The 14,417-nt window shown below is 71.1% G+C and carries 15 protein-coding genes; 7 read left to right on the top strand and 8 right to left on the bottom strand.

Features of this window, described 5'->3' with window-relative positions; genetic code table 11:
- The first annotated feature begins 171 nt into the window (after positions 1-171).
- Positions 172-999: a GNAT family N-acyltransferase gene (locus tag OG735_RS36585; protein WP_327327433.1), complete on the top strand. Its 828-nt coding sequence runs from the start codon at positions 172-174 to the stop codon at positions 997-999.
- Complete coding sequence (locus tag OG735_RS36590; protein WP_327327434.1) at positions 996-1,865, top strand: lysophospholipid acyltransferase family protein; 870 nt, start codon at positions 996-998, stop codon at positions 1,863-1,865. The genes OG735_RS36585 and OG735_RS36590 overlap by 4 nt, the downstream gene beginning before the upstream one ends.
- Here OG735_RS36590 and egtD read toward each other — a convergent pair.
- The 4 genes from egtD to egtA are packed head-to-tail and all read right to left on the bottom strand — an operon-like array spanning position 1,760 to position 6,061.
- Positions 1,760-2,722 (bottom strand): L-histidine N(alpha)-methyltransferase, encoded by a 963-nt coding sequence (gene egtD, locus OG735_RS36595; RefSeq protein WP_327327435.1) that lies wholly within the window; start codon positions 2,720-2,722, stop codon positions 1,760-1,762. The genes OG735_RS36590 and egtD overlap by 106 nt on opposite strands.
- Positions 2,719-3,474, bottom strand: coding sequence for an ergothioneine biosynthesis protein EgtC (gene egtC / locus OG735_RS36600; RefSeq protein WP_327327436.1), 756 nt, complete (start codon positions 3,472-3,474; stop codon positions 2,719-2,721). The genes egtD and egtC overlap by 4 nt, the downstream gene beginning before the upstream one ends.
- Positions 3,474-4,790 carry an ergothioneine biosynthesis protein EgtB gene (gene egtB, locus OG735_RS36605; protein WP_327327437.1) on the bottom strand — a complete coding sequence of 439 codons (1,317 nt, stop codon included), beginning with the start codon at positions 4,788-4,790 and terminating at the stop codon, positions 3,474-3,476. Before egtB ends, egtC begins: the two co-directional genes overlap by 1 nt.
- Positions 4,787-6,061: an ergothioneine biosynthesis glutamate--cysteine ligase EgtA gene (gene egtA / locus OG735_RS36610; protein WP_327327438.1), complete on the bottom strand. Its 1,275-nt coding sequence runs from the start codon at positions 6,059-6,061 to the stop codon at positions 4,787-4,789. The genes egtB and egtA overlap by 4 nt, the downstream gene beginning before the upstream one ends.
- Positions 6,062-6,187: 126 nt before the next feature.
- On the opposite strand from egtA, the gene OG735_RS36615 reads away from it, so the two are divergent.
- Positions 6,188-7,021, top strand: coding sequence for a TIGR02452 family protein (locus tag OG735_RS36615; RefSeq protein ID WP_327327439.1), 834 nt, complete (start codon positions 6,188-6,190; stop codon positions 7,019-7,021).
- Here OG735_RS36615 and OG735_RS36620 read toward each other — a convergent pair.
- The 3 genes from OG735_RS36620 to OG735_RS36630 all read right to left on the bottom strand — a co-directional run bounded on the left by OG735_RS36620 (position 7,006) and on the right by OG735_RS36630 (position 9,288).
- Positions 7,006-7,479: a type II toxin-antitoxin system PemK/MazF family toxin gene (locus OG735_RS36620; RefSeq protein WP_327328577.1), complete on the bottom strand. Its 474-nt coding sequence runs from the start codon at positions 7,477-7,479 to the stop codon at positions 7,006-7,008. The two genes, OG735_RS36615 and OG735_RS36620, sit on opposite strands and share 16 nt — an antisense overlap.
- A 69-nt stretch (positions 7,480-7,548) precedes the next feature.
- A complete protein-coding gene (locus OG735_RS36625) occupies positions 7,549-8,997 on the bottom strand; it encodes a flotillin family protein (protein ID WP_327327440.1) in 1,449 nt (482 codons plus the stop codon).
- 72 nt (positions 8,998-9,069) lie between these two features.
- Complete coding sequence (locus OG735_RS36630; protein WP_442812548.1) at positions 9,070-9,288, bottom strand: hypothetical protein; 219 nt, start codon at positions 9,286-9,288, stop codon at positions 9,070-9,072.
- A 160-nt stretch (positions 9,289-9,448) separates the two neighbouring features.
- Between OG735_RS36630 and OG735_RS36635 the strand changes: the two genes are divergently transcribed.
- The 3 genes from OG735_RS36635 (at position 9,449) to OG735_RS36645 (ending at position 12,196) form a co-directional block, all read left to right on the top strand.
- Complete coding sequence (locus OG735_RS36635; RefSeq protein ID WP_327327441.1) at positions 9,449-10,471, top strand: LacI family DNA-binding transcriptional regulator; 1,023 nt, start codon at positions 9,449-9,451, stop codon at positions 10,469-10,471.
- Between the two features lie 77 nt (positions 10,472-10,548).
- Positions 10,549-10,818 carry a hypothetical protein gene (locus tag OG735_RS36640; protein WP_327327442.1) on the top strand — a complete coding sequence of 90 codons (270 nt, stop codon included), beginning with the start codon at positions 10,549-10,551 and terminating at the stop codon, positions 10,816-10,818.
- Between the two features lie 193 nt (positions 10,819-11,011).
- Positions 11,012-12,196, top strand: a complete 1,185-nt coding sequence (locus OG735_RS36645; protein WP_327327443.1) for a thiolase family protein — start codon at positions 11,012-11,014, stop codon at positions 12,194-12,196.
- A gap of 33 nt (positions 12,197-12,229) precedes the next feature.
- Here the strand turns inward: OG735_RS36645 and trxA are convergent, their stop codons facing one another.
- Entirely contained in the window at positions 12,230-12,625 is a 396-nt protein-coding gene (trxA, locus tag OG735_RS36650) for a thioredoxin (RefSeq protein ID WP_327327444.1), read from the bottom strand.
- Between the two features lie 118 nt (positions 12,626-12,743).
- On the opposite strand from trxA, the gene OG735_RS36655 reads away from it, so the two are divergent.
- Positions 12,744-14,174: a dihydrolipoyl dehydrogenase family protein gene (locus OG735_RS36655; protein ID WP_327327445.1), complete on the top strand. Its 1,431-nt coding sequence runs from the start codon at positions 12,744-12,746 to the stop codon at positions 14,172-14,174.
- The last annotated feature ends 243 nt before the right edge of the window (positions 14,175-14,417 follow it).

Here is a 14,417-nt window from a genome sequence, read left to right on the forward strand (position 1 = left end):
CACCCCTACCGTCTGTGCACGCTCGGTGGCACCGTATTCCCCGCCATTCAGCCGTCGCACATCCAGTCTCCGCCGAGCGGTCATGTCGAATCCAGCCGGCCACGGAAGAAGTAAGGAGCCGGGCCGCCGCACCCGCGGTCCGTCCCTTACCGTCCGGCACAGGAGACTGCCATGCCCGCATCGCCAGCCGTCGTCCCCGCCCCTCTCCCCGCACAGCTCTCCGCGCCCATGCCCTCGCCCCTGGCCGCTCCCGGCCCGGAAACCGACCAGCCCCGCTATGTCGTCGCTCTCGCCCGCGACCAGGAGGACGTACGGGCCGCGCAGCGGCTGCGTCACCAGGTCTTCGCCGGTGAGATGGGAGCCAGGCTCGAGGGACCCGAGCCGGGCCTGGACATCGACGCCTTCGACGCGTACTGCGACCACCTTCTGGTCCGCGAGGCGGACACCGGTGAGGTCGTCGGCACCTACCGGCTGCTGCCGCCCGACCGCGCCCGGGTCGCCGGACGCCTCTACTCCGAGGGCGAGTTCGACCTCGCCAGGCTCTCCCCGATCCGCGACGACCTCGTCGAGGTCGGCCGTTCCTGCGTCCACCCCCTGCACCGCAACGGCGCCGTCATCGCGCTCATCTGGGCCGGACTCGCCCGCTACATGGTCCGCACCGGACACAACTGGCTGGCCGGCTGCTGCTCGATCCCGCTCGCCGACGGTGGCACCCTCGCGGCCGCCACCTGGGACACCGTGAAGGCCAAGAACCTCGCTCCCGAGGAGTACTGGGTCACGCCTCACAAGCTCTGGAACCCCGAGTCCGTCGAGCGGCCCGCCGGGCGCACCGAGCTGCCCGCCCTGCTCCGCGGCTATCTGCGACTCGGCGCCTGGGTCTGCGGAGCGCCCGCCCACGACCCCGACTTCGGCGTCGCCGACCTGTACGTCCTGCTCTCGCTGCGCCGCACCAACCCCCGCTACCTGCGGCACTTCCTCTCCCTCGCCCCGGTGCGATGAGCGTCTGGCTGCCCAGCGCGCCCTGCACCCCGCGGGGCTGCGCGACACACCACGGCCCGGCGGCCGGTGCGCTCAGGGCGGCTGCCCGGCTGCTGGCGGGGACGCTGGCCGTCGTCGTGGGTCTGCTGCTCGCACCGTTGGCCGCACTGCTGGGCACCCTGTTCGGCGCCCGGGTCCGGGACGTCATGACCCGGAGCTGGGCGCGTGCGGTGGTACGCGCCTTCGGCGTACGCGTCCGGATCGTCGGCCGGCCGCACGGGCCCCGTGCCTCTCTGGTCGTCGCCAACCACATCTCCTGGCTGGACATACCGCTGATCGCGGCGGCCCTGCCCGGACGGATGCTGGCCAAGACCGAGGTGCGGCGATGGCCGGTCCTCGGGCCGCTCGCCGCCCGGGGCGGCACCCTCTTCCTGGAGCGCGACCGGCTCCGTACGCTGCCCGCCACCGTCCGCGAGATGGCGTCCGCGCTCGACGACGGGGCACGCGTCATAGCCTTCCCCGAAGGTTCCACCTGGTGCGGACGCGGCCAGGGCAGATTCCGGCCCGCCGTCTTCCAGGCCGCGCTGGACGCGGGCGCCGCCGTCCAGCCCGTACGCATCAGCTATCTGCCCACCGGCGCGGCCGCGTTCGTCGGCGACGACCCGCTGGCCGCGTCCCTGTGGCGGGTCGCGGCGGCCGGCGGGCTCACCGCGGAGATCCGGCTGCTGCCGGTCATCCCCGCGGGGAGCTGCCCCGACCGCCGCTCACTGGCCCGCGCGGCTCAGCTGGCCGTCGCGAGAGAGAGCGCGAACCTGCCTTCCGTATCCGTCCACCAGTGCGTCAATACCATCCCGGCTTCGGCCAGTTCGGTGCGTACACCCTCCTGACGGAACTTCGCCGACACCTCCGTACGCATCTCCTCGCCCGCTTCGAAGGAGACCTCCAGATCCAGCTCGGGGATCTTCACGTTCAGCGCGGAGCGGGCCCGCAGTCTCATCTCGATCCACTCCTGCTCGCGGTCCCACAGCGCCACATGGTCGAAGTCGTCGGGGTCGATGTCCGCGCCCAGCTCCCTGGCGATGACGGACAGCACGTTCTTGTTGAACGCGGCCGTCACCCCGGACGCGTCGTCGTAAGCCCTGACCAGGACTCCCTCGTCCTTCACCAGATCAGTGCCGAGCAGCAGCGCGTCGCCGGGGGCGAGAAGTGAGCGCACGGAGCGCAGGAAGACGGCGCGCTCGGCAGGCAGCAGATTGCCGATCGTGCCGCCCAGGAAGGCGACCAGACGCGGTCCCGGGGTGCCGGGCAGTGCAAGCCCGCGCGTGAAGTCGGCGATCAGGGCATGGACGTTCAGCCCGGGCCGCTCGGCGAGCAGCGACTCGGCCGCGCCCGTCAGCGCGCTCTCGCTCACATCGACCGGCACATAGCTGTGCAGACCGTGGAGCTCGTCCAGCAGATGCCGGGTCTTCTCCGAGGAACCCGAGCCCAGCTCCACCAGGGTGCGTGCCCCGCTCACCGCGGCGATCTCGGATGCGCGGACGGCCAGGATCTCCCGCTCGGCACGTGTCGGGTAGTACTCCGGCAGCCGGGTGATCTCCTCGAACAGCTCGCTGCCGCGGGCGTCGTAGAACCACTTCGGCGGCAGAGCCTTCGGCGTACGGGTCAGGCCGTGCAGCACATCCGCGCGCAGGGCGGCGTCCGTCGCGTCCTCGGGCAGGGTTCGGGTCAGCAGGAACGGGCTCACGCGGTGGGCTCCTTGAGCGGGGTCAGCAGGACATCGGTGCGGGTAGCGGCCAGCAGGGTGCGGTCGGGAACCTCGCGCCAGTGCGGATCGTCGTCGTACGGCTCCGAGGCCACGACCGTGCGGCGGCCCGGCTCGGCCAGATACCAGAGCGTGTCGCCCCACGCGGTCGCCGCGATCGTCTCGCCGTCCGTGAGGAGCAGATTGAGCCGGGACCCCGGCGCGGCCGCGGCGATCTCGCGGACGGTGTCGGCCAGCGCCTGGCCCATGTCGTCGCCGTCGCGCAGCCGGTGCAGCAGCAGCGCCCACACCAGCGCGGAGTCGCAGCGGGCCTCGAGCGAGAGCAGCTCGGCCGCGGGCAGTGTCACGGCGAGCGGCTCCAGGGAGCCGGGCCAGCCGCGGACCGCGCCGTTATGACTGAACAGCCACGGCCCGGCGGCGTACGGTGCGGCCGCAGCCTCGCCGTCCGCGCCCGCTTCGGTGGCGTCGCGGACGGCGGCGAGCAGGGCCCCGCTGCGGACCACACGGGCGAGGTCGGCGAAGGAGAGATCGGCCCAGATGGGGCCGGAGCGCCGGTAGCGGGCGGGTACGGGATCGTCCTCGGCGTACCAGCCGACCCCGAAACCGTCGGCGTTGACCGTTCCGTGTCGCTGGTGGCGTGGCGCCCACGACTGCCGGTACAGGCCGTGCACGGGCTCGACGAGCAGCTGCCCGAGCGGCAGCGCAGGCCCGAGGAAGGCGAGATGGCGGCACATCAGGCGACGCCGCCTTCCTGCGGAGCCGCGTCCCGTGCCGTGCGGAACCCGGAGAAGATCTGGCGGCGCACCGGCAGATCCCAGTTGCGGAAGGTGCCGCGGCAGGCCACCGCGTCCACGGCGAACGAACCGCCGCGCAGCACCTTGTGCGCGCTGCCGAAGAAGACCTCGGAGTACTCGCGGTAGGGGAAGGCGGCGAAACCCGGATACGGGAGGAAGTCGCTCGACGTCCACTCCCACACATCGCCGATCAACTGCCGTACACCGAGCGGTGATTCACCGTCCGGATAGCTGCCGACGGGAGCCGGTCGCAGATGGCGCTGGCCGAGATTGGCGTGTGACGGTGTGGGATCGTCGTCGCCCCACGGGAAGCGGCGCGAACGGCCGGCGTCCGGATCATGCCGCGCGGCCTTCTCCCACTCGGCCTCAGTGGGCAGCCGCCGTCCCGCCCAGCGGGCGTACGCGTCGGCTTCGTACCAGCTCACATGCAGCACCGGCTCGTCCGCGGGCACCGGCTCCGTCACGCCGAAACGGCGGCGGAGCCACTGACCGCCCTCACGCCGCCAGAACAGCGGCGCGGCGATGTCGTGCTGCCGGATCTGGTCCCAGCCCTCGGCCGCCCACCAGCGGCGCTCCGTATAGCCGCCGTCCTCGATGAAGGCCTGGTACGCGCCGCAGGTCACCGGCACCGTATCGATGAAGAACGCCGGTACGAGACGCTGGTGCGCGGGCCGCTCATTGTCCAGCGCCCATGGCTCGGTGGAGGTGCCCATGGCAAACGGGCCACCGGGGACGAGGACTTCGGCCGGCAGGCCCTTGGTGCTGCCCGTCGGCGGCTCGGGCGCGGTGAGCGCGGCTGGCCCCTTCCGCAGCTGATGGGTGATCAGCATGGTCTCGTCGTGCTGCTGTTCGTGCTGGGCGATCATCCCGAACGCAAAGCCGGCATCGACGAGACGCCCGCCTTCCAGCGGAGTGCGGTCGAGGACGTCCAGGACCCTGCCGCGGACGTCGGAGGCGTACGCACGTGCCTCGGCCGGGGCCAGCAGCGGCAGCGTGGGTCGCAGTGCCCGCGGATGTTCGAAGGCGTCGTAGACGGAGTCGATCTCGGGCCGCAGCGCCTCACGCCCGGCGACCGTACGCAGCAGCCACTGCTCCTCCTGGTTGCCTATGTGTGCCAGGTCCCAGACCAGCGGGGACATCAACGGAGAGTGCTGCGCGGTCAGTTCATGGTCGTCGACGCACGAGGTGAGCGTGGCCGTCCGGGCTCTGGCGGCGGTCAGCGCGTCGAGGGCGCGCCGCCGGAGTTCTTCGGTCATGTGCGGAGTTCCTTCCCGAGGGAGGGGAAGCGCAGATCGTCGGCGGGACATCGGCCCCGCAGGACATGGCGCTCATTGAAGGCGGCGACCGCGTCCCGCACGGCGTCCGACGCGCCGATGCGGGGGAGTGCCTCCAGTGCGACGGAGAAGCAGGTCACCGCGGCCGCGTGCAGCTCGGGATCCGCCAGTGCGTCCCTGGCGGCAGTGATCCAGAGCGGATTGCGCGGCGCGGGCAGCGGACCTGCCGTCTCTGCCAGCGGTTTGACGGCGCGATAGACCGTCTCCGCCGCCTCGGCGTCGTCGAACAGGGCCGTGGTGACGGCGAGCGGCACCATCCAGCCGTCCTCTCCCGACTGGGCGTCGATCATGCGCAGCTCGAGATGGCCGCGCGGCCTCACGGGTGGAAAGAGCGTGGTCAGGTGGTAGTCGAGATCCTCCCGGGTCGGCGGACGCGGCACCCCTGAGCGCATCCACTGCCGGAAGGTCAGTCCCTCCGGCAGCTCCCACGGCCCGTCGGCCGCCCGTACACACATCACCGGCGCGTCGAGCGCGTGGGCGGTCCAGGCGGAGTGCGGCTCCATGTACAGGGGCGGTGCCACCGGCCGTACGGCATCGAGCGCGGCCCACACGGCCTGCCGGGTCGACCGCCAGCCCGTGTAGCGCCCTTCCCGTGCGGGGGAGTTGGCGAAGGCCGCCATCAGCACCGCGCCCAGCAGATGCGCGAGCTGCCAGCGCCGGCCGTGCCCGAGCGGTCCCGGCTCCTCGTGGCCCGCGTCGAGGCAGACCTGGATGGATGCGGAGCTGCACATCATAGCGCGGCCGGACGGACCCGTCCGGTCGAAAAACGCCTCCATGGCGTCGTAACGGGGTTCATGGAGGAGTCGGCGCGGCGGATGCCACGGGTCGAGGCCGAGGCCGGTGAGAGTGAGGCCTGCCGGGCGGAGCGCGGTGCGTACGGCGTCCAGATCGGCGGCGGTGGAGTCGATGCAGTCCATCAGGGAGGCGGCGGGTGGCGAGCTGAGCTCCAGCTGGCCGCCTGGTTCGAAGGTGAGAGCGGAATTCAGTGGCAGGGAACGCACCTGGTCGAAGGCCGCCGTCAGGCGGTCGGCCCGGACCGGGCGCTCGGGTCGGTCCAGGTCATGAACGAGCCATTCCACCTCCACACCCATGGTGCGGGGCGGGCCGTTCTTGAAGCAAATACATCGGAGCAGGTCCTCCGCTTCATCCTCGGCGATCGGCCGGCCTTGGTCACCGGCATCGGGTGGATGCATGATCGACTCCTCCTGTCGAAGGCACTCTGCCAACCTAAGGCCACGGCCGCCGCTTCGCACAAGAGTGCCCTTGGCAGTCGGAAATGCGCTTGCCGCGTCTGTTGCCGGTCACTGACGATGTCCCTCATGAGTGCACGACTGCGGGGGATCGCGAAGCAGACCGAGGCGATCGTTGAAACCGGCAACTACCTCGGACCTGATGGACGCGAGGTCCCGATCGGGCGGGCGGTGACCGCTGCCCTGGCCGGCACCAGGATGTACGGCCCCGAGGCTGTCCAGGTCACGCCGGACACGGACCGTACGACAGCCTTCGAGGTCACGGCCGAGAGCAGCACGGAAGCGGCCCGCCGGCTGACGGTCGCCGACCAGGCGCCGGTCGCCGTCCTGAACTTCGCCTCCGCGCGCAACCCGGGAGGCGGCTATCTCAACGGCGCACAGGCCCAGGAGGAGGCGCTCTGCCGCGCCTCCGCGCTGTACGCCACACTGCTGCGCGCCCCGGAGTTCTACGACCATCACCGCGCCGAGCGCAACCCGTTCTACACCGACCGGGTCATCCACTCGCCCGGCGTCCCGGTCTTCCGCGACGACCGCGGCCGGCTGCTGGACGCGCCGTACACCGTGGGCTTTCTGACCTCGCCCGCGCCGAACGCCGGAGTGATCACCAGCCGCAGCCCCGACCAGGCGCACCGCATTCCGGCGGCCCTCGCCGCGCGGGCCGAGCGGGTCCTGGAGACGGCCGTGGAACACGGCTACCGGCGCCTTGTGCTCGGGGCATGGGGCTGCGGGGTCTTCCGCAACGACCCCGCGGCGGTCGCGGGCGCCTTCCACCCCCTGCTCACCGGGAGCGGCCGGTTCGCCGGACACTTCGAGGAGGTCGTCTTCGCGGTACTGGACCGTACGGCCGAGGGCCCGACGCTCGAGGCCTTCAGGCGCACCTTCGCCGGTCAGCTCCAGCCGTAGCGTTCCCGCAGCCGCTGTACGACCACATCGAAACGCGGCCGGTCCAGCGCGCACGCCTCACGGCGCATACCGTCCTCATGCACCCGCAGCACCCGGTCGAGATCGACCCAGGACTCGCGCCCGGCGCGGTCCCACGGCCCGACACCGATCGCCACCCACTCGCGGTCGTGGTCATGGCGCTTGCTGGAGAGCTGTACGGCCAGCAGCGTGCCGGCCGCCTCACGGGCCACCACGAGCACCGGCCGGTCCTTGCCGCGACCGTCGTTCTCCTCGAAGGGCACCCAGGTCCAGACGATTTCGCCGGGATCGGGATCGCCGTCGCGATCCGGAGCGTACGAGGTGCGGACCCGGCCCACCTCGGTGGGGTCGGCCTCGGTGGTGGCGGCGGGGCCGCTGCTGCCGGGAAGGTCGGAGGGGCCGTCGAATGCGCCGGATGCGCCCGTTGCGCCGGAGAAGATCGTCACCCGCCACACGGTAAGACCTGTGCGGTCCGTTCCGCAGGGGCGGGTGCCGTTGGTCAGCGGGAGTCAGTCCTTCGGCTCGTCCGTCACCGGGATCTTCTCGGTGTGCGGTGCGGGCGGCACCATGCCGTTCACCGCGCCGCCCACAGGGCTCTGGCCGGTGCTCCGGCCAGAGCCCCGGTCACCGTTCTGGTTCATGGTCGACAGCAGCTGGCGCGCCAGCCCCAGCCCCGTACCGCCCACGGTCAGTGCCTTCGCGAACATGTCCGACATCCCGTCGGCCCCGTTCAGCAGGATCATGTGATCCACATTGCTGAACGCACCGGCGCCCGCCTCGACGATCTCCGGCCACTTCTCGGCCAGTTGCTGGGCGACGACGGCTTCCTGGTTCTCGGCGAGCGCGGCCGCACGCGCCTTGATCGCGTCGGCCTCCGCCAGACCCTTCGCCTTCACCGCCGCGGCCACCGCGAGCCCGCGGGCCTGGTTCGCCGCAGCCTCCGCCTCACCGGTCACCCGGGTCGCCGTGGCTTTCGCCGCGCTCGCCAGTTCGGTCTCCTTCGCCTCCGCCTGCGCCGCGGAGATACGGGCGTCCCGCTCGCCCTCGGCCAGCGTCCGCTTCTCGTACGCCGCGGCGTCCGCGGGCTTGCGCACATCCGCCTGGAGCTGCTGCTCGCGACGGTGTGCCTCCAACTCGGCGACCCGGGTCATCTCGACCACGACCTGCTGGCGCGCGGCCGCGTCCGCGAGCGGGCCGGCCTGCTTCGCCTTCGCCGAAGCCTTGTCACGCTCCGCCTGATAGCCCGCCTGCAGGATCTCGCTGTCCCTCGTCGCCTCCGACATACGGGCCGCAGCCTGCTGTTCGGCCTCCGTGGCCCGCCGGTTCGCCTCGGCCTGCGCGATCCGGGCGTCCCGCTGGACCGCGGCGGCGTGCGGTGCCGCGAGATTCTTGATGTAACCGGTCGGGTCCTCGATCTCGTGGATCTGCAGCGAGTCCACGATCAGGCCCAGCTTCTCCATCTCGGTGCCGCAGGCCGCCCGCGTCTGACCGGTCAGCTTCTCCCGGTCGCGGATCATGTCCTCGACCGTCAACCCGCCGACAATGGACCGCAGATGGCCCGCGAAGACATTGTGGACGCGCTCCGCCATCAGCTTCTGCTGATCGAGGAAGCGGCGTCCGGCGTTGGCGATCGACACGAAGTCGTCGCCGACCTTGAAGATGACCACCCCGCGCACCTTCAGTGGAATACCCTGGTGTGTCACGCAGTCCACGGACAGTTCGGTCTCGTTGAGGTCCAGCGACATTTTGCGCACTGCCTGGATGCCGGGCAGGACGAGCGTTCCGCGTCCGGTGACGATACGGAACCCCATGCCCTCGCCGAGGCCTTCGGTCCGGTGCGTGGAGCCAGAAATGATCAGCGCTTCGTTCGGCTCGGCGACTCGCCACATGAGCTTGAACAGGCCGATCAGAATAATGATGGCAGCGAGTACGAGTCCCGCCGCGACGCCGACAACCATCGGCACAGCCCCCTTCGCCCGGTGCCGTCCGGCACCGGATGACCGGGAGTGTCCTCCTGATCGGGAGGGGGCTCAACTGCCGTACGCGGACGTGACATAGACGGTGCGCGGCGGCAGATGTTCCACGACCGTCACCACCGTGCCGGTCTCGATGCGGTCCTGCGCGGAGGCCGGATAGGCGAGGAAGTGCTCGGCGCCGCCGCGGATATGAACGATGACCTCACCGACGAGCCCGGGTCCGACCGTGCCGGTCACCCGCCCGAGCAGCCCCACCATCAACTCGTCGTCCATGGCGGGGAGCCTACCCGCGCGGCTCGGGTCGGCGACCGTCACCAGCGAGGGAACCAGCAATGCGGTAAGGGTCGTGACGCGTGTAAACGCTGTGCGGCACTTGTTTCCGGCCATCCGCGAAACCCGGCGCCGGAACCGGTCTGGAAGGATGCCGAGAGCGATGAGCCAGACACCCAAGCAGTCCGCAGAACGCCCCGTTCCCACCAGTGCCGATGTCGCCCGGCTGGCCGGAGTTTCGCGTGCCACCGTCTCGTACGTGCTCAACAACACCTCGGCCGTCCGGATCAGTGAGCCCACCCGCCGGCGGGTCCACGAGGCCGCCGAAGAACTGGGCTATGTGCCGCACGCCGCGGCCCGCAGCCTGCGCGCCGGTCACACCCGGACGGTCCTGCTGCCCACCGCCCATGTCCCGGTGGGCCCGCTCTACAGCCGTTTCTTCAAGGAACTCCAGTGGGCTCTGCGCCGCCTGGACTACACCGTCGTGCAGTACGGCAGCCTCGGCCTCGAGGGTGACGAGGCAGCCCGCGCCTGGGCCGAACTGCGGCCCGTCGCGGTCGTCTCGCTCGGCGAGGTCGCGCTCACTGCGCACGGTGTCGAAGTCCTCAAACGCTCCGGTGCGAAGGCCGTCATCACACTGGGACCCGAGCACGTCGACGGCGCGCACTCCCTCGTCATGGACCAGCGGGAGATCGGCGGCTGCGCGGCCACGCATCTGATCGGCCGAGGCTGCCGCAGCATCGGCGTCGTGCTGCCCGAGGAACCCGGCCTGGAGCTCTTCTCCCGCCCCCGGCTCGTGGGTGCGACCGAGGCCGCGACCCGGACCGGCGCCCGGATCGAGCCGCTGCCCCTGTCGTACGACGAGGAGTCGGCCACCGCACTTGCCGCCCGCTGGCGGCAACTGGGCCTCGACGCGGTCTACGCCTACAACGACGAGTACGCCATGCTCCTGATGCGCGCACTTCAGGACGCGGGCATCGACGTCCCGCGAGAGACCGCGGTGGTGGGCGCCGACGATCTGCTGCTGGGCAAGCTGTTGCGGCCACGTCTGAGCACGGTGCGGATCGACCTGGTGACCGGACAGCGCCTGGCGGAGCTCGTCGACCGCGTCGTACGCGACCCGGGCGCCGAGCCCGAGCCGCACGATCTGATGGGGGCGCGGGCCGTCCACCGCGAGTCCAGCTGAATCCGCGCGCCGAGGGCGGTATCCGGTCCGCCAAGAACGACATGCGGGCCGGGCGGGGCGTGTCTAGCGTCGCTTGCATGAGTACTCATCCGCAGCGCTTCGAGATCCTGGTGGTGCCCGAGCACATCGAGGGCGACGACGCGGCATCCCTGGCCAGGAGTGCCATCCGCTCGGCGGTCGTGGACGCGACGGGCCGGTACGGATCCTCCGGTTACCCGCGCTATGCCGGCGACGGCATGGTGGCCGACATCGATCCGGAGACGCGCACGGTCGAGGCGCTGCTGGTGGACGGGTCGGAGCTGGACTACGGGCTCTCGGCGAGAGTGGTCGACGCGGAGGACGCCTGACAGCCCGCCGTTGCCCGATGCCCGTGTTCCGGCGGATTCCTCCGTCGAACGACAGCGGGCGCCTTCCGCAGTCGACCGTGGGTTCCTTCGGCCGTTGACAGCGGACGGCACCCGGCAGAGACTCGGGCGGGGCATGTGTGAACCATCGTTCACCAGGCAATAGCCGAACGGCCCAGGCCTTGGGAGAGATCCGATGAGCATCCGCGACGTCTACATAGTCGACGCCGTCCGCACCCCGATCGGCAAGTTCGGCGGCGCGCTCTCCCCTGTACGTCCGGACGATCTCGCCGCGCATGTCGTCAAGGCGCTCGTGGACCGTGCCCCGGAGCTCGACCCGGCCCGTATCGACGATGTGGTCTTCGGCGACGCCAACGGCGCGGGCGAGGACAACCGCGACGTCGCGCGCATGGCAGTCCTCCTCGCCGGGCTGCCCGTCTCCGTCCCTGGCGTCACCGTCAACCGCCTGTGCGGTTCGGGCCTGGAGGCCGTGATTCAGGCCGCGCGGGCGATCGCGCTCGGCGACGCGTCGATCGCGATCGCGGGCGGCGTCGAGTCGATGTCCCGTGCCCCCTGGGTGCTGCAGAAGCCCGAGCGGGCCTTTCCCGCCGGCCACCAGCAGCTGTACTCGACCACTCTCGGCTGGCGTATGACCAACCCGCGGATGCCCGCCGAGTGGACCATTCCGCTCGGCGAGAGCGCCGAACTCATCGCCGACAAGCACGGCATCACCCGCGAAGAGCAGGACGCCTTCGCGCTCGCGAGCCACCAGAAGGCCGCCGAGGCATGGGGCAAGGGGCTGTACGACGGTGAGGTCGTTCCGTACGACGGAGTGGACCTGGCCCGCGACGAATGCATCCGCGACTCCACGTCCATGGAGGCGCTCGCCAAGCTGAAGCCGTCCTTCCGTGCGGACGGCGCTGTGACGGCGGGCAACTCATCGCCGCTCAACGACGGGGCCGCCGCCCTGCTTCTCGTCGACGAGGAGGGCCTGCGCGCGACCGGCCGTGAGCCGCTCGCCAGGATCCGTACGTCCGCCGTCACCGGTATCGAGCCGCAGCTCTTCGGCCTCGGCCCGGTCGAGGCGGTGCACAGGGCGCTGGCCAAGGCCGGCAAATCCTTCGCCGACCTGACCACCTTCGAGCTGAACGAGGCCTTCGCCGCCCAGTCGCTCGGCTGCCTCGCCGAATGGCCGGACCTGGACCCGTCCCTGGTCAACCCGCGCGGCGGCGCCATCGCCATCGGCCACCCGCTCGGCGCTTCCGGCGCGCGGCTGGCCGGCTCCGTCGCCCATCAGCTCGCGGCCGCGGGTTCCGGAACCGGCCTCGCCGCCCTCTGTATCGGCGTGGGCCAGGGTCTCGCTCTGGTCCTCGAGCGCTGAGCCGGCCTGCTGTCAGGCCTCTCCGGGCTGCTGTCAGACCTCCGTCGAGGGCTCCGTCTCGGCAGCGCCGGTCTTCGCCTCGTCGATCGACTTGCGAACCTCGTCCATGTCCAGCGCGCGCGCCTGACCGATCACGTCCTCCAGCGTGGCCTCGGGCAGCGCGCCGGGCTGGGCGAAGACCGCGACGTTGTCACGGACGATCATCAGGGTGGGGATGGAGCGGATCTCGAAGGCGGCGGCGAGCTCCTGCTGAGCCTCCGTGTCGACCTTCGCGAACACCAGGTCGGTGTGGCGCTCCGACGCGCCTTCGTAGACAGGGGCGAACTGTCGGCAGGGACCACACCAGGAAGCCCAGAAGTCGATCAGAATGAAGTCGTTGTCGGTCACGACCTGATCGAAGTTTTCCTTGGTGAGCTCAACAGTGCTCATGACGTGCTACCTCTTCCTGATGTCCGACGGACTCGCCCCCGACAACGGTGCCCGGGGCCGTGCTATTCCTCCCCCTGCCCATGTGGCCAGGAGGCACACCCGGCACCAGACTGGCTCTATGACGGAACCTGTGGAGTACGACGTTGTGGTGGTGGGCGGCGGCCCTGCCGGGGAAAACGTTGCAGACCGGGTCAGAGCGACAGGACTGAGTGCCGCGGTCGTGGAGAGCGAGCTGGTCGGCGGCGAGTGCTCGTACTGGGCGTGTATGCCCAGCAAGGCGCTGCTGCGCCCGGTGATCACCCGCGCCGACGCGCGCAGGGTCCCGGGCGTACGCCAGTCCGTACAGGGACCGCTCGATACCGAAGCCGTCCTCACCCACCGTGACGAGGAGGCCTCCCACTGGAAGGACGACGGCCAGGTCGGCTGGATGGACTCGATCGGCGCCCGCCTCTACCGCGGACAGGGCCGGCTGCGCGGACCGAAACAGGTCGTCGTGGACGGCCCCGAGGGCGAGCACCATGTGCTGACCGCCCGGTATGCCGTCGCCGTGGCCACCGGCAGTCGTGCCGTCCTGCCCGACATCCCCGGCCTGGCCGGCGCCAAGGCCTGGACCAGCCGCGAGGCCACCAGCGCCCAGCGAGTGCCGCGGCGGCTCGCGGTCGTCGGCGGGGGAGTGGTCGGAGTGGAGATGGCCACCGCCTGGCAGGCACTCGGCTCGCAGATCACCCTGCTCGTGCGCGGCGGGGGCCTGCTGCCCCGGATGGAACCGTTCGTCGGCGAGCATGTTGCCGACGCGCTGACCGAGGCCGGCGCCCAGATCCGTACGCACACCTCCGTCGCCTCCGTGGAACGCTCCGACTGCTCCGGCCCCGTCACCCTCGTCCTCGACGGCGGCGAGCGGATCGAGGCCGACGAGGTGCTCTTCGCGACCGGCCGCGCTCCGCGCACCGAGGACCTCGGCCTGGAGACGGTGGACCTGGAACCGGGCTCCTGGCTTCCCGTGGACGACAGCTGCCGCGTCGAGGGCAGCAACTGGCTGTACGCGGTCGGCGATGTGAACCACCGGGCGCTCCTCACTCACCAGGGCAAGTACCAGGCCCGTATCGCGGGAGCCGCCATCGCGGCCAGGGCCCGGCAGGTTCCGCTACTGGAGACCGACCGCTGGGGAGCGCACTCCGCGACCGCCGACCGCGCGGCGGTCCCGCAGGTCGTCTTCACGGACCCGGAGGCCGCGGCCGTCGGCCTCTCTCATGCCGAGGCCGAGGCGGCCGGCCTCCGGGTACGCGCCGTCGACTACGACATCGCATCGGTCGCCGGGGCGGGCCTGTACGGCGACGGCTACCGCGGCCGCGCCCGGATGGTCGTCGACCTGGACCGCGAGATCCTGCTCGGCGTCACCTTCGTGGGTCCGGGCGTCGGCGAGCTGCTGCACTCGGCGACGGTGGCCGTCGCGGGCGAGGTACCGATCGACCGGCTGTGGCATGCCGTGCCCGCGTACCCGACGATCAGCGAGGTATGGCTGCGGCTGCTGGAGACGTACCGCGGCTGAGCAGCACCGTACGGGGAGTGGGCGCTCCAGCTGAGCACCATGGGAATGGCGCCTGCTCCCCGGAACCGGGGTTGGCTGGAAAGAACTACGCGGACGACGTTGCAAGCACTCGCCCTGCGCTTGGAGCTCGGTGCGTCACCCAGGACAGACCTTTACTGGCTCGGCCGGCAGAGGGCCCTCCTGGGAGACGAGCTGTTCCGAAGCGCTCTTCGTCAGCAAATGTCCGAGCCGGATGCGAACACC

This window comes from Streptomyces sp. NBC_01210 (genome assembly GCF_036010325.1).
Classification (GTDB): Bacteria; Actinomycetota; Actinomycetes; order Streptomycetales; family Streptomycetaceae; genus Streptomyces.